This is a genomic window from Streptomyces arenae (assembly GCF_022343545.1).
Lineage (GTDB): Bacteria > Actinomycetota > Actinomycetes > Streptomycetales > Streptomycetaceae > Streptomyces > Streptomyces humi.
The window spans coordinates 64,021-85,792 of record NZ_JAKQYH010000063.1 but is presented as its reverse complement, the minus strand read 5'-3'; the positions used below and the strand labels follow the sequence as shown (position 1 = coordinate 85,792).

21 protein-coding genes are annotated in these 21,772 nt (G+C 72.7%); 9 read left to right on the top strand and 12 right to left on the bottom strand.

Translation table 11 applies throughout. The features are described from left to right. The coding region (locus MB828_RS27885) for a DUF2283 domain-containing protein (protein WP_301650633.1) at nucleotides 1-250 on the top strand (250 nt) is incomplete at its 5' end. A gap of 104 nt (nucleotides 251-354) precedes the next feature. On the opposite strand, the gene adh is transcribed toward MB828_RS27885, so the two are convergent. The 8 genes from adh to xylB all read right to left on the bottom strand — a co-directional run bounded on the left by adh (nucleotide 355) and on the right by xylB (nucleotide 10,055). Next, complete coding sequence (adh, locus tag MB828_RS27880; protein WP_301650632.1) at nucleotides 355-1,878, bottom strand: aldehyde dehydrogenase; 1,524 nt, start codon at nucleotides 1,876-1,878, stop codon at nucleotides 355-357. Between the two features lie 96 nt (nucleotides 1,879-1,974). Beyond that, on the bottom strand, nucleotides 1,975-3,231 hold the full coding sequence (locus MB828_RS27875) for a GAF domain-containing protein (RefSeq protein WP_301650631.1): 1,257 nt from the start codon (nucleotides 3,229-3,231) through the stop codon (nucleotides 1,975-1,977). 153 nt (nucleotides 3,232-3,384) lie between these two features. Continuing rightward, nucleotides 3,385-3,990 carry an N-acetylmuramoyl-L-alanine amidase gene (locus MB828_RS27870; RefSeq protein ID WP_301650630.1) on the bottom strand — a complete coding sequence of 202 codons (606 nt, stop codon included), beginning with the start codon at nucleotides 3,988-3,990 and terminating at the stop codon, nucleotides 3,385-3,387. 50 nt (nucleotides 3,991-4,040) lie between these two features. Continuing rightward, nucleotides 4,041-5,054, bottom strand: a complete 1,014-nt coding sequence (locus tag MB828_RS27865; RefSeq protein ID WP_301650629.1) for an acetamidase/formamidase family protein — start codon at nucleotides 5,052-5,054, stop codon at nucleotides 4,041-4,043. Continuing rightward, nucleotides 5,051-6,538 (bottom strand): APC family permease, encoded by a 1,488-nt coding sequence (locus MB828_RS27860; RefSeq protein ID WP_301650628.1) that lies wholly within the window; start codon nucleotides 6,536-6,538, stop codon nucleotides 5,051-5,053. Before MB828_RS27860 ends, MB828_RS27865 begins: the two co-directional genes overlap by 4 nt. Nucleotides 6,539-6,730: 192 nt before the next feature. Continuing rightward, on the bottom strand, nucleotides 6,731-7,222 hold the full coding sequence (locus tag MB828_RS27855) for an NUDIX hydrolase (protein ID WP_301650627.1): 492 nt from the start codon (nucleotides 7,220-7,222) through the stop codon (nucleotides 6,731-6,733). A 134-nt stretch (nucleotides 7,223-7,356) separates the two neighbouring features. Then, on the bottom strand, nucleotides 7,357-8,565 hold the full coding sequence (locus MB828_RS27850; protein ID WP_301650626.1) for an ROK family transcriptional regulator: 1,209 nt from the start codon (nucleotides 8,563-8,565) through the stop codon (nucleotides 7,357-7,359). 44 nt (nucleotides 8,566-8,609) lie between these two features. Further along, on the bottom strand, nucleotides 8,610-10,055 hold the full coding sequence (xylB, locus tag MB828_RS27845; RefSeq protein WP_046730384.1) for a xylulokinase: 1,446 nt from the start codon (nucleotides 10,053-10,055) through the stop codon (nucleotides 8,610-8,612). Nucleotides 10,056-10,283: 228 nt separating this feature from the next. On the opposite strand from xylB, the gene xylA reads away from it, so the two are divergent. Both xylA and MB828_RS27835 read left to right on the top strand, forming a co-directional pair. Beyond that, nucleotides 10,284-11,450 (top strand): xylose isomerase, encoded by a 1,167-nt coding sequence (xylA, locus tag MB828_RS27840; RefSeq protein ID WP_133024910.1) that lies wholly within the window; start codon nucleotides 10,284-10,286, stop codon nucleotides 11,448-11,450. Nucleotides 11,451-11,634: 184 nt separating this feature from the next. Next, a complete protein-coding gene (locus MB828_RS27835; protein ID WP_301650625.1) occupies nucleotides 11,635-12,132 on the top strand; it encodes a hypothetical protein in 498 nt (165 codons plus the stop codon). Here the strand turns inward: MB828_RS27835 and MB828_RS27830 are convergent, their stop codons facing one another. Further along, a complete protein-coding gene (locus MB828_RS27830) occupies nucleotides 12,133-13,473 on the bottom strand; it encodes an esterase-like activity of phytase family protein (RefSeq protein ID WP_301650624.1) in 1,341 nt (446 codons plus the stop codon). A 417-nt stretch (nucleotides 13,474-13,890) separates the two neighbouring features. Between MB828_RS27830 and MB828_RS27825 the strand changes: the two genes are divergently transcribed. Beyond that, entirely contained in the window at nucleotides 13,891-14,073 is a 183-nt protein-coding gene (locus MB828_RS27825; RefSeq protein WP_046730381.1) for a hypothetical protein, read from the top strand. Nucleotides 14,074-14,137: 64 nt separating this feature from the next. Here MB828_RS27825 and MB828_RS27820 read toward each other — a convergent pair whose 3' ends face one another. Both MB828_RS27820 and MB828_RS27815 read right to left on the bottom strand, forming a co-directional pair. Next, complete coding sequence (locus MB828_RS27820) at nucleotides 14,138-14,992, bottom strand: hypothetical protein (RefSeq protein WP_133024913.1); 855 nt, start codon at nucleotides 14,990-14,992, stop codon at nucleotides 14,138-14,140. A gap of 138 nt (nucleotides 14,993-15,130) precedes the next feature. After that, nucleotides 15,131-15,436: a hypothetical protein gene (locus tag MB828_RS27815; protein ID WP_430381438.1), complete on the bottom strand. Its 306-nt coding sequence runs from the start codon at nucleotides 15,434-15,436 to the stop codon at nucleotides 15,131-15,133. Between the two features lie 219 nt (nucleotides 15,437-15,655). On the opposite strand from MB828_RS27815, the gene MB828_RS27810 reads away from it, so the two are divergent. Beyond that, the gene (locus tag MB828_RS27810) at nucleotides 15,656-16,405 is read left to right on the top strand and encodes an alpha/beta fold hydrolase (protein ID WP_301650623.1); all 750 of its coding nucleotides are present in this window, start codon (nucleotides 15,656-15,658) and stop codon (nucleotides 16,403-16,405) included. On the opposite strand, the gene MB828_RS27805 is transcribed toward MB828_RS27810, so the two are convergent. Beyond that, a complete protein-coding gene (locus tag MB828_RS27805; protein WP_301650622.1) occupies nucleotides 16,359-17,000 on the bottom strand; it encodes a class I SAM-dependent methyltransferase in 642 nt (213 codons plus the stop codon). The genes MB828_RS27810 and MB828_RS27805 overlap by 47 nt on opposite strands. A gap of 150 nt (nucleotides 17,001-17,150) precedes the next feature. Here MB828_RS27805 and MB828_RS27800 point away from each other — a divergent pair, with 150 nt between their 5' ends. The 4 genes from MB828_RS27800 to MB828_RS27785 are packed head-to-tail and all read left to right on the top strand — an operon-like array spanning nucleotide 17,151 to nucleotide 21,526. Then, nucleotides 17,151-17,924 (top strand): MHYT domain-containing protein, encoded by a 774-nt coding sequence (locus tag MB828_RS27800; protein WP_133024917.1) that lies wholly within the window; start codon nucleotides 17,151-17,153, stop codon nucleotides 17,922-17,924. A gap of 36 nt (nucleotides 17,925-17,960) precedes the next feature. After that, nucleotides 17,961-20,651 carry a sensor histidine kinase gene (locus tag MB828_RS27795; RefSeq protein ID WP_301650621.1) on the top strand — a complete coding sequence of 897 codons (2,691 nt, stop codon included), beginning with the start codon at nucleotides 17,961-17,963 and terminating at the stop codon, nucleotides 20,649-20,651. Next, entirely contained in the window at nucleotides 20,648-21,085 is a 438-nt protein-coding gene (locus MB828_RS27790) for a roadblock/LC7 domain-containing protein (RefSeq protein ID WP_046730374.1), read from the top strand. Before MB828_RS27795 ends, MB828_RS27790 begins: the two co-directional genes overlap by 4 nt. Before the next feature lie 27 nt (nucleotides 21,086-21,112). Further along, nucleotides 21,113-21,526, top strand: a complete 414-nt coding sequence (locus tag MB828_RS27785) for a DUF742 domain-containing protein (RefSeq protein WP_301650620.1) — start codon at nucleotides 21,113-21,115, stop codon at nucleotides 21,524-21,526. The last annotated feature ends 246 nt before the right edge of the window (nucleotides 21,527-21,772 follow it).

The following is a 21,772-nucleotide window of genomic DNA, read 5'->3' as shown; positions in this document are numbered from 1 at the left end:
CACCGTGACAGATGTCAGAGTCACCTACGACAAGACCGTCAACGCAGCGTACGTATACCTCACCGAACCGCAGGCCCGCGTGAAGTCCGCGCGCATGTATCCCTGCGATCCAGTGGACGTCGACGGCATGATCAACCTCGACTTTGACGAGCAGGGCCGCCTCATCGGCATCGAGGTGTTGGCGGCCAGTTCGAAACTGCCCGAGTACCTACTCCAGTCCGCGGAGCGACTTGACACCGAAGGTGCATGACCAGCCGAGCACCACGCTCGCGGCGAACAGGTTGGAAAAGGCTCAGTGGCCGAGACGGGCGCCTGGTGGGAGATTCCCCAGCTCAGGCGCCCTTTCCCGTGCTTCTAGAAGAAGCCCAGCTTCTTCGGCGAGTACGAAACGAGTAGATTCTTCGTCTGCTGGTAGTGCTCCAGCATCATCTTGTGTGTCTCGCGGCCGATTCCCGACTGCTTGTAGCCGCCGAACGCCGCGTGCGCCGGGTAGGCGTGGTAGCAGTTCGTCCAGACCCGGCCCGCCTGGATCGCGCGGCCCGCGCGGTACGCGGTGTTGATGTCGCGGGTCCAGACGCCCGCACCGAGGCCGTACAGCGTGTCGTTGGCGATCTTCAGGGCGTCGTCGAAGTCGTCGAAGGAGGTCACCGAGACGACCGGGCCGAAGATCTCCTCCTGGAAGATCCGCATCCGGTTGTCGCCCTCGAAGATGGTCGGCTGGACGTAGTAGCCGCCCTTCAACTCACCGTCGTGTTCGATGCGTTCGCCGCCGGTGAGGATCTTCGCCCCCTCCTGCCGGCCGATGTCCAGGTAGGAGAGGATCTTCTCCAGCTGGTCGTTGGAGGCCTGCGCGCCGATCATCGTGTCGGTGTCGAGGGGGTGGCCCGGCTTGATGAGGCGGGTGCGGGCGACCGCCGCCTCCATGAACTCAGCGTAGTTGCCGCGCTGGACGAGCGCCCGGGACGGGCAGGTGCACACCTCGCCCTGGTTGAGCGCGAACATCGTGAACCCTTCGAGGGCCTTGTCGCGGAAGTCGTCGTCGTGCGCCCAGACGTCGTCGAAGAAGATGTTCGGGGACTTGCCGCCCAGTTCGAGCGTGACCGGTTTGATGTTCTCCGAGGCGTACTGCATGATCAGCCGCCCGGTGGTGGTCTCCCCGGTGAAGGCGACCTTCGCCACCCGCGGGCTGGACGCCAGCGGCTTGCCCGCCTCCACGCCGAAGCCGTTGACGATGTTCACCACGCCGGGCGGCAGCAGGTCCGCGATCAGGCTCATCCAGTAGTGGATGGAGGCGGGGGTCTGCTCGGCCGGCTTGATGACGACCGCGTTCCCGGCGGCGAGGGCCGGCGCCAGCTTCCAGGTCGCCATCAGGATCGGGAAGTTCCACGGGATGATCTGCGCGACGACGCCCAGCGGCTCGTGGAAGTGGTACGCCACGGTGTCGTCGTCGACCTCGCCCAGCGAACCCTCCTGCGCGCGGATCGCCCCCGCGAAGTAGCGGAAGTGGTCGATGGCGAGGGGGATGTCGGCGGCCAGCGTCTCACGCACCGGCTTGCCGTTCTCCCAGCTCTCGGCGACCGCGAGCGGTTCGAGGTAGGCCTCCATCCGGTCGGCGATCTTGAGGAGGATGTCGGAACGCTCCGTCACCGAGGTCCGGCCCCAGCCCGGCGCCGCCGCGTGCGCCGCGTCCAGGGCCCGCTCCACGTCCTCGGCGGTGCCCCGCGCGATCTCGGTGAACGGCTGCCCGTTCACCGGGGACGGGTTCTCGAAGTACTGCCCCCGGGCCGGCGGCACGTACTCGCCGCCGATGAAGTGGTCGTAGCGCGCCTGGTAGGAGACGATCGCGCCCTCGGTGCCGGGCGCCGCGTAACGGGTCATGGTGGCCTGCCTCCTCGCAGCTGCGCTGCCCGCCGTTGGGCAGCTTCCGGCGCGCAGGCTACGGAGCCCGACGTTGCACCCACGTTGCGTCGCAGGTCAGCGCGTCGGAGTCGTCAACTCCGCCTCCAGTCCGGCCAGTCGGGACCGTACGACGGCGGTCGGCCGCAGCGCCGCGAGCGCCCGCCACACCTGGATGTCCTCCTCGCCCCACGGCGTGTGCGCCCACTGCGCCAGCAGGTCCGGGTCGCGGCGCGCGATCAGCGCCGACCGCAGCGCGTCCGCCAGCCGCTGCCGCAGCCGCACCACCGCGGGGGCCTGCGAACCCGGCAGCAGCGGTCCCGGGTACGCCGCCAGCGCCGCCGTCACGGCTCCCGTCTCCAGACGCCGCTCCACCACGGCCGCGTCCGACTCGACCGGAACGGTCAGCCGGTACGGCCGGGAGGCGAGCAGCCCGGGACCCAACAGCCTGCGCAGCCGCGCCAGTTCCGCCCGGAGCGTCACCGGTGTCACCGACTCGTCCTCGTACAGCGCGCACAGCAACTCGTCGCCGGTCAGGCCCTCCGGATGCCGGGACAGCAGCATCAGCAGCTCGCTGTGGCGGCGGCCGAGCCGCAGACGCCGCCCGTCCAGGCGGAGTTCCGCCTCGTCACGGCCGAGCCCGGTCAGCGCGGGCGCCTCGTCGGCGGGCGTCGGCGGATCCAGCAGCGCCAACTGCGACTCCGCGGCCCGTGCCACCGCCTGGACGAAGCCCAGGCTGTGCGGGTGCGCCAGCCGGTCGCCGCCGGTGATGTCGACGGCACCCAGCACCCGTCCGGTCCGCGGATCGTGCACCGGTGCCGCCGCGCACGTCCACGGCTGCACCCGGCGGATGAAGTGCTCCGCCGCGAACACCTGCACCGGCCGGTCCACCGCCACCGCCGTGCCCGGCGCGTTGGTCCCCACCGCGGCCTCCGACCAGCGCGCGCCGGGCACGAAGTTCATCAGGTCCGCCCGCCGCCGGGTCGCCGGATGCCCCTCGACCCACAGCAGCCTGCCGTCCGCGTCGCACACCGCCAGCAGGTGTTCGCCGTCCGCCGCGAACGTCCCCATCAGCTCCCGGAACAACGGCATCACCCTGGCGAGCGGATGCTCCGCCCGGTAGCTCCCCAGGTCGCCGTCCATCAGCTCCACGTGCGCCGTTCCGTCCGGCCCCACCCCGGCCCGCGCCGAGCGCCGCCACGACTCGGCCACCACGGACCGCACCGGGCGCGGCACGGTGCCTCCCATGGTGAACGTCTCATGCGCCCGGCGCAGCACCCGGACGCGCTCGGCAGGGTCGGCCCCCGGTTCCAGGGCCACCCACGGATCGGACAACTCTGCCTCCCCGACGGCGATGCGGCTGGGGACATCGTCACTCGGGGTGTTCGCGCCGACAACCGTTTCGACCGCCCTCGATCGGGGGAACCGTCCCGGCTCCCGGAAACCGCCGTCACTCCGGGCGAACGCCCTCACTCCGGGCGACCGCCGTCACTCCGAGGACACGTCGACCAGTTTCATGTACCGGGTCCAGTCCCAGTGGCTGCCCGGATCCGTGTGATCGGTCCCCGGCACCTCGACATGGCCGATCACATGCTCCCGGTCCTTCGGGATGCCGTACCGGTCGCAGATCGACGCCGTCAGCCGCGCCGACTCCGTGTAGAGGGCGTCGGTGAAGTACTCCGGTCTCTCCACCCAGCCCTCGTGCTCGATGCCGATGCTCCGCGTGTTGTAGTCCCAGTTCCCCGCGTGCCAGGCGATGTCGGTCTCCCGCACGCACTGCGCGACATGGCCGTCCAGCGAGCGCACCAGATAGTGCGCGGACACCCGCTTCTTCGGGTTCGCGAAAATGGCCAGGGTGCCGGCGTAGGCATGCTGGGTGACATGGATGATCACGCGGTCGATCCGGTACTCGTCAGGGCGCAGCGCCGCCGTGCGGTTGTCACTGCTCGCGGCCTGCCACTCCGCCGTCGGGTAGTCGACGACCCCGGTACGCGCGTCCGCGCGGGTCTCGGGGAGCAGCGCGTACGGGACGACGGCGAGGGCCGCGCCCCTCAGGAGCCGCCGCCTGCTGGGGAGCGGTCGTGGCCGGGCCATGGGTGCCTTTCGGAAGCGTGCGCGAGGCACGAGGAGTCGAGGGGCGACGGTCAGCGGCGCAGGGCCGCCGCCGTCTCGCGCAGCCGCGCGTGCAGTCCGCGGTAAGTCTCGCGCGCGGGCAGCCACTCCTTGCGGAGCTTGGCCACACAGGTGTAGTTGGTGTCGCACACGTTGGCCAACGGCGATTCCACCGTCTGGGTCAGGTACTGGTACGCGTCGAGCTCGCCGAAGCCGTAGTCGCGCACCAGCCACTGCACCAGGTCGAGCTGCGATATCCGGAAGGCGTCCTCCAGCGGGCGCGCCGACCCCGTGGAGACGATGTGCGTGTCCGACTCCAGCCGGGGCCAGGCGGTGGTGATCCCCTTCAGCAGTTCGACGATCACGACGGTGTTCATCGCGCACTCCACGGCCACCCCGCAGGTCTCGCCCTCGCCCTGCCGGGCGTGCCCGTCACCGAGGCTGAGCAGCGCGCCCTCCACGTTGACCCCGAGGTAGCAGGTGACACCGGCCCGCATCTCGGGCGTGTCCATGTTGCCTCCGTGGGCGTCGGGCACCAGGGCCGAGCGCACCTCCAGGTTGGCGGGGGCCACTCCGACCGTGCCGTGCATGGGGTCCAGCGGCAGCTCCAGCTCGATGTCGCCCTCGTGCGCCCGGAACAGAGCCGTGCGCCGGGTGCGGTCCAGCTGCCAGATCCACACCTTCTCCGGCAACGGCGGCTGAAGGGTCGCCGTGGCGTGCGTGGAGGTCAGCGCGCCGAAGAGCGGGACCGTCGTGGACGCCGCCCAGTCCCGGGTCGGTTCGACCGACACGAAGTGCACAGCGACGGTGTCGCCCGGCTCCGCGCCCTCGATGTGGAAGGGGCCGGTCTGCGGGTTCAGGAACGGGAACTCGCACACCTCGGACACCAGGTCCTTCTCGGACCTCACCCGTCCCGCGAAGCAGTCCTCCGTGTACAGGTCGAGGACCGTGCCGGGCGTGATCCGCGCGACCGGCGGGGCCCCGCCGAACGTCCACGCGTAGTCGCCCGGCCCGGGACGGACGGTGAGGATGCGGGGCTCGGTCATCGTGGTACGGCTCCGTTCTGCGGGTCGCCGGCATGGGGGTGGTCCTCGTCGAGATGGACGCGCGCCGTCTCGGCTATGCGCTCGGGGTGACGTCGTATCAGCACCAGCAGCACGATTGCTCCGGCCGCCATCCAGACGCCGACCACCGGGCCCGCGTACGACACCGGTGCGGTCAGCTTCGTCACGAAGTCGAAGGCGGGCAGGCCGGCCGCGGTGAGCAGGGCGGGCACGAAGGCCACGATCCCCAGCACCGGAAGGAGCAGGTGCCGTACCGGCCTGAGGGCCGCGCGGCCACGGCGCAGGAAGTAGCCCGCACAGGCGAGGTTGACGACGATGTAGACGCCGACGACGACCGTGACGATCACCGTGGCCAGCAGCAGGAACGCGGTCACCGGGTCGTAGCCGAAGCCCAGCCCTAGGGCGGCCCCCACCGCCACGACCGTCTGGGCCGCGATGCCTGCGACGGGGGAGCGGTACCGCGGGTGGAGGGTGGCGAGGACGCGTGGGAGGACCCGGATCCGGGCCAGTGCGAAGGCGGTCCGTGTGGACACGTTGGCGTTCGCGTTGGCGTTGGCGATCGTGGAGTTGACCACCGCGAGGAACACCAGGACCCAGAAGAGCCCGAAGGACGCGCGGGCGACGCCCTCCCAGGACGCCTCGCCCGCCGCTCCGAAGGAGGCGAACCGGTCCGGCCCGAAGTACACCGTCATCGCATAGGTCGTCACCACGTAGAACAGACCGATCCCCAGGGCCGCGCCGAGCACCGCGCGGTGCATCGTGCGGCGCGGGTCGCGGGTCTCCTCGGCGAGCGGCGCCGCCGCCTCGAACCCGGCGAACGCCAGCACGGTGTAGACGGAACCGGCGAAGACCCCGCTGACCCCGCCGTACCCCTGTGCCGTGTGCGAGGTACCGAAGACGGACAGGGTGTTGTGACTGCCGGCCCTGACGACCAGCCAGCCGGCGAAGACCAGGAAGACCGCGATCTCGAAGACCCCGAGCACCGTCCCGAAGCGCGCCGATGCGCGCACCCCCAGATATCCGGCGACACCGATGACGGCGGCGCCCACCAGCGACCACGGCCACCACAGGTCCGCCGGGTAGGAGGCCCACTCGTCGTGCAGGGTGCCCGCCGTGGTGAAGCCGAGCTGGAGCAGCAGCAACGGCGGCACCAGCGCCTCCACGAACACATAACCCCAGCCGACCAGGAACCCCACGGCCGGGTGCAGGCCCTGTGCCGCGTAGGTGGCCACGGACCCGGCGGCCGGTAACTCGCGTGCCAGCTCGGCGACGCACGACGCGGTGAACAGACAGGCCACCAGAGCGATCAGCACGGCCAGCGGCAGACTGCCGCCGGCGAACGCCGCCCCCGACGGGATGGAGGCGGCGACAGCGGCGGCGGGTGCCATCGCCGTGACGCTCTGGAACAGGACCTCCCGCAGCCCGACCGCGTCCCGTCGCAGCCCCACGGCCACCTCTGCCGACATACGTCCTCCCCCTGACGTGCGTGTTTCCACCGATCCGGCGGATGCCTCGCGTGAATGACGGTACGGCGCCGAAGGGTTGGGCAGAAGAGCGCCCGACGGTTCCGTGGACGGCACGGGTGTTGTGGAAAACCTCGCCACACGAACGGGTGAGGGCGACCAGGTGAAGGCGAGCGGCGGCAGGCGGCGGGCGCCTCAGCCGGGGGCGCCCTCGCGGAGATAGGCGAACGAACCCGCGTTCGCCGCCGAGTGCAGGGCGCGGAGCGTCGGCAGAGGCGCCGCGAGAGGCACGTCCGTCAACTCCGCCACGGGAACCAGCGCGTACCGGTCGTGCTCGTCGCTCAGCCGCACCTCCGTCCCGTCGGTGAAGAGCCCGCCGTGGAAGAAGCAGTCCAGAACCGGTCCGGTGCCGAGCACGTCCGCACGGTGGTCGATGCCGATCAGCCGGGGCGTCGGACCGAGGGCGATACCGGTCTCCTCCAGCATCTCCGGCCGCGCCGCCGTCCAGGGATCCTCACCGTGGTCCAGCATCCCGCCGGGCAGCCACCACCTGCCCGACCACGGCTGACCGGGGCCGTAGCGCAGCAGCAGGACGCGATCGCGTTCGTCCAGCATGACCACGCATGAGGCGATGAGCGCCTGCGGCTGGGTCCTGATCCATTCCGCGCGGGGAACCCACTCGGCCACGCGCACCTCCCCGGAGTCCGACGAACCTCAGAGGTGACTCCCCACGGCGTGGTGATCGTGAACCACCCGCACGAAGGACACAGGCCTCGCGGCCGTGGCCGCCTCAGACCCGTTCCGCCACCGTGGCCGGATGGTCAGACCCGTTCCGCCACCGTGGCCGGATCGTCCAGGACGGCTCGGACCACCGAGTGGGCCGCACCCAGCAGGGGCCCCTCGGGGCCCAGACGGGAGACGGAGACCGGGCAGACGGGGCCGGTCGTGCGGTCGGACAGTTCGGCTTCCAGAGCCGGCAGGAGCCACGGCGCGAGACCGGACAAGGCGCCGCCCAGCACCACCGACTCGGGGTCGAGCAGGTTCACCGCGCCGGTCAGGGCGATGCCGAGGGCCGTACCGGCGTCGTACAGGGCCCGCCGTACCCCTTCGTGGTCCTCGCCCGCCCGCCGCGCGAGCAGACCCACCGCGTCCTCGCGGGACTCGAGGCCAGCCGCGCGCAGCACCGCCTCCTCACCGGCGTACTGCTCCAGGCAGCCGCGTCCGCCGCAGGCACAGCGCGGGCCGTCGGGGCGGACCGGCACATGGCCGAGTTCGCCCGCGAAACCGCGCTTGCCGCGCAGCAGCCGGCCGTCCACGACGACGGCGGCGCCGATACCGATCTCCGCGGACACGTGCAGGAAGTCCCGTGGCGTGGCGTCCCCGAGCCACAGCTCGGCCAGCGCACCGAAGTTGGCCTCGTTGTCCACTGTCAGCGGGAGCCCCGCGGGCAGCAGCACGCCGAGGTCGGTGTCGTGCCAGTCGAGGTTCGGGGCGTGCGCGACGGTGTGCCCGTCGCGGGCGACCAGGCCGGGAACGGCGACCGCGAGACCGGCCGGCCACAGACCCTCCTGCTCCGCCTCCGTCACCACCTGGCGGACCAGCGCGGTCAGTTCCCCGACCACCGGACGCGGGTCCCGGCCGCGGTTCGTGCCGTGCCGCTCGGCACGCGCGCGTACCTCGCCGCGCAGATCCACCGCGCACACGGCGAGGTGGTCGACGCCGACCTCCGCGCCGATCCCGGCCGGGCCGCGCCCGCTCACCGCCAGGGCCGAGCCGGGCCGCCCCACCCGGCTGGGCCGCTCGGGGCCCAGTTCCTCCAGGAGCCCCCAGCGGATCAGCTCGTCCACCAGGGTGGACACCGCCGCCCTGGTCAGCCCGATGCGCGAGGCGACCGCGGCCCGCGACAGTGAACCCTCGGCGCTGACCGCGTGCATCACGCGCGCGAGGTTGCGCCGGCGCATGCCCTGCTGGGTGTCCGGCAGGGCACGGCCGGTCGTCGTGGAACGGGCCTCGTGCAGCGGTGCGGTCATGCCTCCATCGATCCTCTGGACTCCGTGGGCAGGTCCGGGGCAGGTCAGCGGTCCTGAGGCGTCCGCTCCAGCAGCGGGGCCGCGTCGGAGAGTACCCCGGAGATCCTGCTCAGCGTCGCGTCGTCCCGCTCCACCGCGTCCAGCACCGGTCCTGCCGCCGTGTGCCAGCGCCGCGCCACCGCCGCCGGGTCCTCGCCGGTCAGCAGTCCGGCCGCCTGGGCCGCCGCGCCCAGGGCGACCAGTTCCTTCGCCTCCGGGACCTGCACCGGGCGTCCCGACAGCCGCCGTACCGTCTCCTGCCAGGCGCGGCCGCGGGCGCCGCCGCCGATCAGCAGCAGCGGGGTGGTCCGGTCGGCGTCCGCGTCCAGGACCAGGTCCAGGGCGCCCAGCAGGGCGTGCACCGCCCCGTCGTAGGCGGCCTGGAGGAGCTGGCCGCCGGTGGTGTCGTGGCGCAGGCCGTGCAGCAGCCCGGAGGCGTTCGGCAGGTTCGGGGTGCGCTCGCCGTCCAGGTAGGGCAGCAGGGTCACCGAGGTGCCCGGCTCGACGGCCTCCCGGTCCAGGCCGAGCAGGGCCGCGACCCGGTCGACGGCGAGGGTGCAGTTCAGCGTGCAGGCGAGCGGCAGCCAGTCGCCGTGCGCGTCGGCGAAGCCCGCCACCGTGCCGGTCGGGTCGGCGGGGCGGTGCTTCGACACGGCGTACACCGTGCCGGAGGTGCCGAGGCTCAGCACGGCGGTGCCGGGACGCAGCCCGAGCCCCAGCGCCGCCGCCGCGTTGTCGCCGGTACCGGGGGCCACCAGGGTGCCCTTGGAGAACGGCAGGTCGTGGCTGTCGCGGACGGTGCCGGCGACCTCACCCGGCCGCACCACGCGGGGCAGGAACGCCGGATCCAGCCCCACGTGCGCGAGCGTCTCCGCGTCGTACGCCTCGGTCGCCGACGCCCACCAGCCGGTGCCGGACGCGTCACCGCGATCGGTCGTGCCCTGCCCGGTCAGCCGCTCGGTGAGGTAGTCGTGGGGGAGCCGTACGGCCCTGGTCGCCCGCACCGCCTCCGGCTCGTGCTCCGCCAGCCAGGCCCACTTGGTGACCGTGAACGACGCCCCCGGCACACTGCCGGTGCGCTCCGCCCAGGCCTTCGGGCCGCCCAGCTCCTCGATCAGCCGCCGCGCCTGGGGCGCCGAACGGACGTCGTTCCACAGCAGCGCGGGCCGCACAGGCTCGCCCCGCTCGTCCAGCGTGACCAGACCGTGCTGCTGCCCGCCGATCGACACGGCCGCCGCCTCGTGCGCCGCGTCACCGCACTGGCGCAGCGCCTCGCACAGGGCGTCCCACCACTGGCGCGGATCACTCTCCCGGCCCGCCCCCGAGGAGACGGTGTGCGGCGCCTGGCCGCTCGCCACGACCTGTCCGGTGGACACGTCGACCACCAGCGCCTTGGTGGACTGGGTGGACGTGTCCACGCCGACGACGAGCGGACCCTCGGCTGCTGACATCGGGCTCTCCCTTTTTCCGCGCCTAGCGACTTGCCTGACCTGCGGGTTTCCTGGTTCACCGGGGTGTCGCGACCCGGTTTTCATCCCTTGGGGACAGGGTGACCCTTCCCAGGGATGCGTCGGCATACTAATTTGTAAACGGCCATGACGAAATAGTCGGCCCGACAAACGTGCCGACCGCCGTCGAGCACACCCACCAAGCACAGGCATCAAGCAAGGAGCCGCGGCATGAGCTTCCAGCCCACCCCCGAGGACAGGTTCACCTTCGGCCTGTGGACCGTCGGCTGGCAGGGAAGGGACCCGTTCGGCGACGCCACCCGGCGCGCCCTCGACCCGGTCGAGACCGTGCAGCGCCTGTCCGAACTGGGCGCCTACGGTGTGACGTTCCACGACGACGACCTGATCCCGTTCGGGTCCTCCGACACCGAGCGCGAATCGCACATCAAGCGCTTCCGCCAGGCCCTCGACGCGACCGGCATGACGGTCCCGATGGCCACCACCAACCTCTTCACGCACCCGGTCTTCAAGGACGGCGCGTTCACCGCGAACGACCGTGACGTCCGCCGCTACGCGCTGCGCAAGACCATCCGCAACATCGACCTGGCCGCGGAGCTGGGCGCCAAGACCTACGTCGCCTGGGGCGGCCGCGAGGGCGCCGAGTCCGGCGCCGCCAAGGACGTGCGGGTCGCCCTCGACCGCATGAAGGAGGCCTTCGACCTCCTCGGCGAGTACGTCACCTCCCAGGGCTACGACCTGCGCTTCGCCATCGAGCCCAAGCCGAACGAGCCGCGCGGCGACATCCTGCTCCCCACCGTCGGCCACGCCCTCGCGTTCATCGAGCGGCTGGAGCGCCCCGAGCTGTACGGCGTCAACCCCGAGGTGGGCCACGAGCAGATGGCCGGCCTGAACTTCCCGCACGGCATCGCGCAGGCCCTGTGGGCGGGCAAGCTCTTCCACATCGACCTCAACGGCCAGTCCGGCATCAAGTACGACCAGGACCTGCGCTTCGGCGCCGGCGACCTGCGCGCCGCCTTCTGGCTGGTCGACCTCCTGGAGAGCGCCGGTTACGCGGGGCCGAAGCACTTCGACTTCAAGCCGCCGCGGACCGAGGACCTCGACGGCGTGTGGGCGTCGGCCGCCGGCTGCATGCGGAACTACCTCATCCTCAAGGAGCGCGCGGCCGCCTTCCGCGCCGACCCGGCGGTCCAGGAGGCCCTGCGCGCCTCTCGGCTGGACCAGCTGGCCGTGCCGACGGCCGCCGACGGTCTCCAGGCACTCCTCGCCGACAGCTCGGCCTTCGAGGAGTTCGATGCGGAGGCGGTCGCCGCGCGCGGCATGGCCTTCGAGCAGCTCGACCAGCTGGCGATGGACCACCTGCTGGGCGCCCGCGGCTGAGACCGGTACGCGCGCGTGCGGGCCGTTTCGCGAGGGACGCCCGCCCGCGCGCGTGTCGTTCTGTGTTCCCGCCGGACCGCTTCTCGCGGGAAATGCTCCGGAATCGTCCGGTCCACGGTATGAGTCCGTGTCAACTGCCGTGCGGGGCTCGCGCGATGACCGGTACGGGGTGACTCTTGGCGGTATGGCCATGCCACCCGTACCGCCACGACCCCCGGGCCCGCCGGAGCCCACGCCGCCCCCGTACGGGGACGACGACCCGCCTCCGTACGGGGGATACGGGCCGTCGCCCGGCGGGACTTACGGCCCGCCGCGGGGGAGCCGCGAGCCACCCACCGCGGTCGGCTGGACGTCGTCGTATCCGCCCGAGCCGCCGCCCCGCAGGCGCAGGGGGCCGCTGTTCGCCGTGCTGGTCGTGCTGGTGGCCGCCGTGGCGGTCGCCGTCGTCGTCCTGATGGCGTCCGGCGGTGACGGTTCACCCGGCGGGAAACCCACCACGAGCAGCCCGGGCACCTCGGGTCCGGCCCGGCCCTCCTTCAGCCTGCCGACGGAGCTGCCCAGCAGCCTGCCGTCGCGGCTGCCGAGCGAACTCCCCTCACAGTGGCCCTCAAACCTGCCGAGCGGACTGCCCAGCGAACTGCCCAGCGACCTGGGGTCGATACTGCCCTCACTGCTGGGCTAGCTACAGCCCCTTGGGCAGCCGGACGTACACCAGGGTCGTCTCGATGCCGCTGTCGACGAGGCGCCCCTGCGCGTCGAACGCGCCCGCGCCGTCCGTCATCCCGAAGTCGTTGTCGTTGATGAGGGCGAGCGTGTCGTGGTCCACGCGCGCGACGCCCTCGATCTTCAGGGGCACCCCGGGCACCGTGTTCAGGTCGACCAGCAGACGCTTGCCGAGCACCGGGACACCGGCTGCGGCGGGGTCGTCCAGTTGCTCCAGCGACGGAGAGGTGGTGTTGTCGTCGTAGGCGCCGCCGAGGATGTCGGACCGGCGGTCCAGCTTCACCACCTCCAGACGTGCGGCCTTGTCGGTGCGCTCCTCGACCAGCAGGCGGTCGCCGCCGACCGCCACGATCGACGAGATCTTCAGCTCGGACGTGTCGTCCTCGCTCGGGTCCACCACGTTCACCGGGTCGAAGCGGTAGGCGTACTCGGCGGTGACCGCCTTCTTGCGCGGTGAGAACCGCAGCAGACGGGTCGTGCGGGAGGCGTCCCCGGCGTCCCCGTCGGGCAGCGAGAGCGGGCTCTGCAGCGCCATCACCAGGTCCCCACCGGGGAGCAGGGCCAGGCCCTCGAAACCACGGTTGACCTTCCGGTGCAGGAAGACCGACGGCAGCGCCTCGACCACCGGGTAGTCGGCACCGGTGAGGTTCAGCCCCTCGGGCACATAGCGGGTGAGCACCTTCCCGCGCGCGGAGACGTGGACCAGCGAGGGGCCGTACTCGTCGACGAGCCAGAAACTCCCGTCGTCCGCGCGGACGATGCCCTCGGTGTCCAGGCCGTTCGGGTTGTACGACAGGGCGGTCCGCGCGTCGTAGGAGTACGGCGCCTCGTCCCGGCCCGCCTGGTTGGACAACCCGGTGACGGCCTTGCCCGACGAGGTGGTGACCGGTATCGCGTCGATCACCTCGACCCGGTCACCCGTGACCCGGACCTTCACGATCGCCGGGTCGAAACCGGGCACCGGGAAGGTCCGGCGCTTCTTGCCGTCGACCTTGATCTGGCCGTTGGGGCCGCGGTCGGTGATCGTCCAGTACTCGCCCTTGTGGCCGGCCGGGTAGAGGTCGCTGCCGATGCCGCCGAGGTCGATGCCCCGGTCGTCGTCCACGCTGCCCCGCAGCAGCGCGTTGCTGAAGGTGCCGAGCGGGATGTCGCCGAGGGTGGCCGTGCGAACGACGTGCGCAGGTCCGGACGGTGTGGCGGTGGCCGTGCCCGCCGCCACGAGGGCGGCGGCCAGGGCCAGCGGCAGGCCCGTCGCGGCGAGGCGGTGGACGCGGCGGCTGCCGGTGGCGTGCGGGGACATCGGTCCTCCTGGTGGCAAGTTCATGGACAGCGGCCAGAGTTGGGCCTCACGGGGAACGCCGCGCGACCGGTCGGTGAACGGCGGGCGACCGCCACTCGGCGGATCATCGGTTTCCGGCCCACCGGCGGCGGACTGCCGGATTCCGCCCCCGCGCAGCCCTGTCTGCCGGTCTTTCGGTCGAGGCCTCCGTGGGGTGGGCGGCGGTCGCTACGCTGGGAACCAGGCCACTTCACAACCTGTTCGACTGATGGTGCTCCTGGTCCGCTTGGGGCTCGGGTTCCTTCGACGGTCGGAGCCGTCCGGAGCCAGTAGGGGGCGCACGTCAGGGATGTCTCAGGGTCGCGGTCCGGAACCGTGCGAGGCGCGGGCCCGTTTTCAGATCAGAGAGCGGCAAGGGCCGCGAAGGAGGCGACGCCGATGTCGAAGAACGCGAAGATCGCCGCAGGGGGTGTGGCGGTCGGGCTCATCCTGCTGATATGGCTGCCCTGGTGGGTGGCGTTCCTGATCGTGGTGGGCGTACCGGTGGCCGCGTACCTCACGCTCGACCCCTCGCAGCGGCGCAGGCTGCGCCGGATCACGCGCAAGGAGATCGGCCGCTGAGCCGTGCGGCCGGGGCCGCGATCCCGGCCGGCGCGCCGGCCGGCCGGGTGCGGTCCGAGAGGCCTCAGAGGGGCCGCACGGCCATCTTGTCGAGGGCTTCCAGCAGGCCGGGGAGTTCGGAACCCCGGCCGACGGGCAGCACCTCGCCCGGCTCCTCGTCGAGGAGCACGAACGCGATGTCGTCGGTGCGGGCCACCAGCGACCAGCCGGGGCCGTCGGCGCGCAGCGTACGGGCGTCACCCGGGGCGAAGGACGAGCGGACCCGGCCCAGCGGCGGAGGCGCGTCCACATAGGCCCGCGCCTCGGCCAGTACGCGCCGGATGCCGAGATGACCCTTGGGGGCCGCCCCAGCGTCCTCCGGGGCCTTCTCCGGGGTCTCCTCGGCGGCCTGCGCGGCTCCGGCCGCGGGTGCCGGAAAGAAGTCCGCGCCGATCTGCTCCCGCCAGATCGCCCACTGCAGGGCGATCTCGTCCGCGCCCAGCCGCCGCTGTGCCGGGCCCCAGGTGCTGGTGTCCGGCGGTGTCAGCGCGGCCCGGTCCGCCACGTCCGGGGCGGGATCGTGCGGCGCGGGCACGTTGGGGGCCGCCACGGCGACCGCGAGCGGCCAGCCCGGCAGGGCCGCGACCACCGTGCGTTCGTCCGGCGAAAGGTCGTACTCCATGCCGCAGTCCCAGGACGCGATCGCGACGGCGACCAGCGAGACGTCGTCGATGACGACCGTCCAGCGGGCGCCCTCGCCGTCCTGGCCGAGCACCAGGCCGTAGCCGTCGGCGCGCGGCGCCAGCTCCAGAGCCGCGCAGGCCTCCGGATAGTCGTCGCCCAGCACGCTCGGAAACTGCGCCGGCGTCAGCAGCACCGCCGTCAGCACGTACAGCGCTTCGTCCGCGGCGTCGACGGCCTCCTCGTCGGTCCCGGCCATCCCTGCCTCCCCAGTGGTTCGTCCAACGGCGCGCACCCTAGTGCGACGGGAAGCCCGTTGTCACGACCGGCCCCACATGCGGAGCTGCAGTTTTCCACCGGGACCGGACGAAAACGACCTCGGTGCGGCACCGGCGGGTCAGGCGACCGGCAGCCCCAGGAGGTCGCGCGCCACCGTCCGCGGCGACTGGTCACGCTCCCGGGCCAGCGCGACGACGGCCCGGCACGCCAGCTCGCTCACCCCGAACGACAGCGCCTCCGGCGACACCCAGCCGGACGCCTCCTCCAGCCGGTCCTGGTCGTCCTCCGCGCGGGCCGCGACATAGGTGGCCGCCGCCTCGAACAAGTTGTGCGCACGCTTTTCACGCCGCTGCGGCACCTCGGCACCGCCGGTTCGTTCGGCGCCACGGAACCTGCCTGCGTACCTGCGGATCTGTTCGAACACGCGGACCACCTTCCCCCTGCCGACTGTCGTCTCGGAACTAGGGTCATCCCCCGTCGAACGTAGGGTTGAAGCCCCGGTGACAGAAGAAGGCATCCGCCAGGGCGTCTCAGCAGGCCTCGGCCTCGCGGGTGACGGCGGTGTCGCGCGGCCGGGCGCGGGCAATGGTCAGGATGCCCCGCCGGGACGGGTCGTGGCGGTGACGTCATCAAGGAGGGTGCTGTGCGGCAGGCCGAGTTCGACGGCAGGGGGAGTCGCATCCGGTGGACGGAGACACCGGGGGCGGAACCCGCGCGGGTGTACGTCCACGGGCTCGGGGCGGCGTCCACGGTGTACCACGCGCACATCGCGGCACGCTCCGAACTGGTCGGCAGGCGCAGCCTCTTCGTGGATCTGCCCGGCCACGGCATCAGCGACCGGCCCACGGGTTTCGGCTACACCCTGGGGGACCACGCCGACGCGCTGGCCGCGGCCCTGGACGAGGCCGGTGTCACCGGCGCCGAGCTGATCGCGCACAGCATGGGCGGTTCCGTCGCCGTCGTTCTCGCCCACCGGCGACCGGAGCTGGTCTCGAGACTGGTGCTCACCGAGGCGAACCTGGACGCGCATCCGCCGAAGTCAGCGGGCAGTCGTGTGATCGCCGCCTACGAGGAGGACGCTTTCGTCGACAGAGGCCACGCGCGCATGCTCGCCGCGGTGGGGCCGCTGTGGGCGGCGACCATGCGGCTCGCCGACCCGCGCGCACTGCACCGCAGCGCCGTGGGTCTCCGACGCGGCTCCGACCCGGTCATGCGCACCCTCCTGGAAGGGCTGGTGATCGACCGTGTCTACCTCCAGGGTGAGCTCAGCGGTGAACTGCCCGGTCGGGACCGCCTGGAGGCGTCCGGGGTGCGGGTCGTCACGGTGCCCGGCGCCGGGCACAACGTCATGTTCGACAACCCCGACGCCTTCGCCGCGGTTGTCGCCGGCTAACCTCGCGCACCGCCAGCGCCAGGAACCGGGCGTCCTCGTCCACGTACGAGGTCATGCGCCAGCCCGCGCCGGCCAGCAGCGGGCCGAGACTGCCCTCCGCGCGCAGGTCGTCCGGCGTGATCTGCCGGCCGTGGCGCGCCGCGAGGGCCGCCCTGCCGATGGGGTGGAACAGGGCGAGGACACCGCCTGGGCGGACCACCCGCGCCAGCTCCCGCAGGTTCTCGGCGGGGCTCGGCAGATGGGCGATGAGGCCCGCGGCGAACACCGCGTCGAGGGACCCCGACCGCACCGGCAGTGCGGCGACGTCGGCCAGCAGCAACCGCCCGTCACGGCCCCGGCCGGCCCGCACCGCGGCCTCCAGCATCGCCGGGGTCAGATCCACCCCGAGGACCGTGCCCGAGGGCCCCACGGCGGCGCGCAGCGGCGGGAGGGCCCGTCCGGTGCCGCAGCCCGCGTCGAGCACCCGGTCGCCCTCGCGCAGCCGGAGAGCGGCGACGGCGGCGGCGTAGGCGGGACCGTCGTCAGGAAACCTGCCGTCCCAGTCGGCCGCCCGCGCGGTGAAGAACTCCCGGACATGCGTGTGGTCGTCGTTCATGCTCCGCATGATCCCTCACCGACACGGAGGACGACCCTGCGCGCACGTTCGAGCCGGACGCGATCGTTCCCGCACATCTCTGCGTCATATTGCGGCACCTTTCGAACTGCGCCCCCTTTGTGCTCCCGTGCCCCCTAGCGTCCCTGAGCCATGGGACACCTGGACCACGCCACCTTCGGCTGGCTGACCCCCGTGCTGTCGTACGTCATGGCCTGCATAGGCGCCGCGCTGGGGCTGCGCTGCACCGTCCGCGCGCTCGGCAGCACCGGTCGGGCACGCCGCAACTGGCTGTTCACCGCGGCCTCCGCGATCGGCACCGGCATCTGGACCATGCACTTCGTGGCCATGCTCGGCTTCGGCGTCAGCGGCACCGACATCCGCTACGACGTGCCGCTGACCATCCTCAGCCTGGTCGTCGCCGTCGTCGTGGTCAGCGCCGGCGTCTTCGCCGTCGGCTACGGCCGCGACCGCGGCCGGGCCCTGCTGCTGGGCGGACTCACCACCGGAGTGGGCGTCGCCAGCATGCACTACCTCGGCATGGCGGCCGTACGGCTGCACGGCGACGTGCGCTACGACCCGGTGCTCGTGGCGCTCTCGGTCCTCATCGCCGTGGTCGCCGCGACCGCGGCCCTGTGGGCGGCGCTGAACATCAGCTCGCCCGTCGCGGTCACCCTCGCCTCCCTCGTCATGGGAGCGGCCGTCAGCAGCATGCACTACACCGGGATGTTCGCGGTCAGCGTGCACGTGACGCCCTCCGGCTCACCCCTGCGCGGGGCCACCGCGATGCAGTTCATCTTCCCGCTCGCCGTCGGCCTCGGCTCGTACCTGTTCCTCACCTCGGCCTTCGTCGCGCTCTCGCCCACGGCCCGGGAACGCGAGGCCTCCGCCTCGGCCCAGCGGCCCGTCACGGGCACCGCCCGCTGATCCGGCACCGACACCTTCCTGAGGAGCGAGGAGGCCATGCGTACACCCCGTAGGACCCCCACGGCAGACCTGGAGACATCCTCCGTGCCACCCCCGCGCGGCCGTCGTGCGCACGCCGGACCACCCGCCGACGAACCGGACGACGACGCCGCCGGCACCGCGGCGGACGACGCGTCCACGCGCGCGGGAGGCTGGCGGATCCGCCCCCGGACCGTGCGGGCCAAGGTGGTCTGCCTGCTCATGGTCCCGGTCATGTCCCTGCTCGCCCTATGGGCGTACGCCACGGTCACCACGGCACAGGACGTCGCGCGGCTGCGTCAGTCCCAGCGCGTCGACGCCACGCTGCGGACCCCGGTCGCCACCGCAGTGGCCGCCCTCCAGGCAGAGCGAACCGCAGCGGTGCGGTACGCGACCGACCCCGCCTCCGAACCGGACGGCGACCTCGGAGGACTGGCGGCACGCACCGATCAGGCCGTGGCCCGGCTGCGTCTCGGCAAGGACGGCACCGTCGCCGACAGCGAGGAACTGCCGTCCGGCGTCGCCCAGCGGCTGAGGACCTTCGTCACCTCCGCCGAGCGGCTGCGCACGCTGCGGACGGCGGTGCGAGACCGCGGCGCCGGCTGGGCGGAGACCTACGCGCGGTACACCGGGACCGTCGACGCCGCCTTCGCCGTGGACGGCGCCCTCTCCGGCATCCAGGCGGACGACATGGGCTCCGACGCGCGCGTGCTGCTCGAACTCTCCCGCGCGGGAGAGGCGCTGGCCCAGGAAGACGCGGTGCTCGCCGGAGCCCGCCCGGCCGGCGGCCTCGACGGCGCGCGGCTGCGGCTGTTCACCGGCGCCGTGGACACCCGCCGCGTCCTCGTGGACACGGCCGCCACCGACCTGCCCGACAGCCAGCGCGCCGCCTGGCGCCGGCTCGCCGACGGCCACGACTACACCGCGCTGACCGCTGCCGAGGACAAGATCCTCGCGAGCCGCCCCGGAGCCAGGGCGCTCGCCGCGGTACCTGAGACGGACTGGAACACCACGCACGCGCACGTGCGGGACGGCATGCGGGACGTCCAGACGGCCACGAGCCGCGCGGTCGCGGGCCGGGCCGATCCGTTCGCACGCGGTCTGCTCACCCCGGCCGGTGCCGCCGTCCTGCTCGGCCTGATCGCCGTGGCCGCCTCACTCGTCATCTCCGTGCGCATCGGACGCGGCCTGGTCGTCGAGCTGGTGAGCCTGCGCAACGACGCCCTGGAGATCGCCCGCCGCAAACTGCCCGAGGCGATGCGCAGACTGCGGGCCGGCGAGGAGATCGACGTCCGTGCCGAGGCACCCCCCGGCCCGCCCGCCGAGGACGAGACCGGACAGGTCGCCGAGGCCCTCGGCACCGTGCACCGCGCCGCCCTGCGCGCCGCCGTGGAACGCGCCGAACTCGCCAGCGGCATCTCGGGTGTCTTCGTCAACCTGGCCCGGCGCAGCCAGATCCTGGTCCACCGCCAGCTCAGCCTGCTGGACAGCATGGAACGCCGCTCCGACGACCCCAACGAACTCAGCGACCTCTTCCGCCTCGACCACCTCACCACCCGGATGCGGCGCCACGCCGAGAGTCTGATCATCCTCTCCGGAGCCGCCCCGGGCCGGGCCTGGCGGATGCCCGTGTCGCTGACCGACGTGGTGCGCGCCGCGGTGTCCGAAGTCGAGGACTACGCGCGCGTGGAGGTACGGCAGTTCCCCGAGGCGGCCGTCGTCGGCGCTGCCGTGGCCGACCTCACCCATCTGCTCGCCGAACTCGTCGAGAACGCCGCCCAGTTCTCGCCGCCGCACACCCGCGTGCGCGTGACCGGTGAACCCGTCGGCAACGGCTACGCCCTGGAGGTCGAGGACCGAGGCCTCGGCATGGGCCAGGAGACCCTCGCCGAGGCCAACCGGCGCATCGAGCAGTCCGAGGCGCTCGACCTGTTCGACAGTGACCGGCTCGGCCTCTTCGTGGTCAGCAGGCTCGCGGCCCGCCATGGGATCAAGGTGCATCTGCGCACCTCCCCGTACGGGGGCACCACCGCGGTCGTCCTGCTGCCGAAGGCCCTGCTGCACAGCGGCTCGCATGAGGGCTCCGCGCGTCCGACGGCCGATACCGACGAGGGACCGGCGGCCGTCCACGCGCGCGTGCCCGGCACCGCCGTCACCGAGGGCGCTCCGGCCGGCCGGCCGACCCTGGCCGTCACCGCCCCCTTCGCCGCGCACCCCGCGTCCGAACCACCGCACCGCACGCCGGGACGCCCTCGGCTCGCGTCCGGACAACCGCACGCAGCACCCGAACCGACGCCACCCGGAGTCACCGCCTTGAGGCCGCACCACCCACCGCACGGCTCAGCCCCCGTCGCCTCGTCCGGTCCCGTCGCTTCGTCCGGCCCCTCCGCCTCCTCCGCCGCTTCAGCTCCCTCCACCGCCTCCGCCCCCATCACCGCCTCCGCCCCCTCCACCGGCTCCGGCGGCCCCGGCGACGACGACCTCCCGCGTCGGGTACGGCAGGCGCACCTCGCCCCCCAGCTGCGCGATCCCCGCGCCCACGAACCCGCGCCCGCCCGCCGGGGCGGCGAGCGCACCCCCGAACTCGTCCGCGACCGCATGACGGCCTACCGCGACGGCTGGGCGCGTGGCGGCGGCAGACGGCCCGGCCGCATATCCACCCCGGAGCCCGGAGCGGGTCCCGACAGCACCGAAGGAGACCGCGCATGATCCAGGACCCGAGAACGACGGCGGACCGCCGTTCCGGCGAACTCGACTGGCTGCTGGACGACCTGGTGCTGCGCGTCACCGAAGTACGGCACGCCGTGGTGCTGTCCAACGACGGTCTCGCCGTCGGCGCCTCGACCGGTCTCAGGCGCGAGGACGCCGACCACCTCGCCGCCGTGGCCTCCGGCTTCAACAGCCTCGCCAAGGGCGCCGGACGGCACTTCGGGGCGGGTGGCGTACGCCAGACGATGGTCGAGATGGACGACGCCTTCCTCTTCGTGGCCGCCGCGGGCGACGGCTCCTGTCTCGCCGTGCTCACCGCCGTCACCGCCGACATCGGCCTGGTCGCCTACGAGATGGCTCGCCTGGTCAAGCGGGTCGGCGAGCACCTGTACACCGCGCCGCGCGTGGCCGGCCGGCCGCCCGCGGCCGGATGAACCGGCGGAGCCGGAAGAGCGCCCCCGATGAACGAGCACACGACCGGCGCCCCGCGCGAGCCGGGCAGCCAGTGGTACGACTACGAGGCCGGGCCGCTGGTCCGTCCCTACGCCATGACCGGCGGCCGCACCAGGTCCGGGCCCACCGGGGTGCGGTTCGACCTGATCGCCCTGGTCACGCTCGACCCGGGCGGGGCCGACGCCGACGGTGACACCACGCTGGGCCCGGAACACCGCTCGCTCGTCGACCTGTGCCGGACCGAGACGCAGTCCGTCGCCGAACTCGCCGCCGGCGCCGACCTGCCCGTGGGGGTGGTCAGGGTGCTGCTGGGAGACCTGCTGGAGCTGGGGCGCGTCACCGTGAGCCGTCCGGTGCCACCGGCCCAGCTTCCCGACGAACGGATTCTGCGCGAGGTCATCGAGGGATTGCGGGCACTGTAGACGAGCATCCGGAACCAACCGGGCCCGAGCCGTTCAGAAGAGATACGTTCCGGTCCAACCACCCACCGGGACAGCGGGGTTGCGATGATGCTGGCTTCGCGCCCTGAGTCACCCGCCCCGAAGTCCTCCGTCCCGAGCCCCTGCCCCCGAGCACTCCGTCCCGAGCCCCTGCCCCCGAGCACTCCGTCCCGAGCCCTTCGCCCCCGAGCCCTTCGCCCCCGAGCCCCCCGCCCCGAGCCTCCCGCC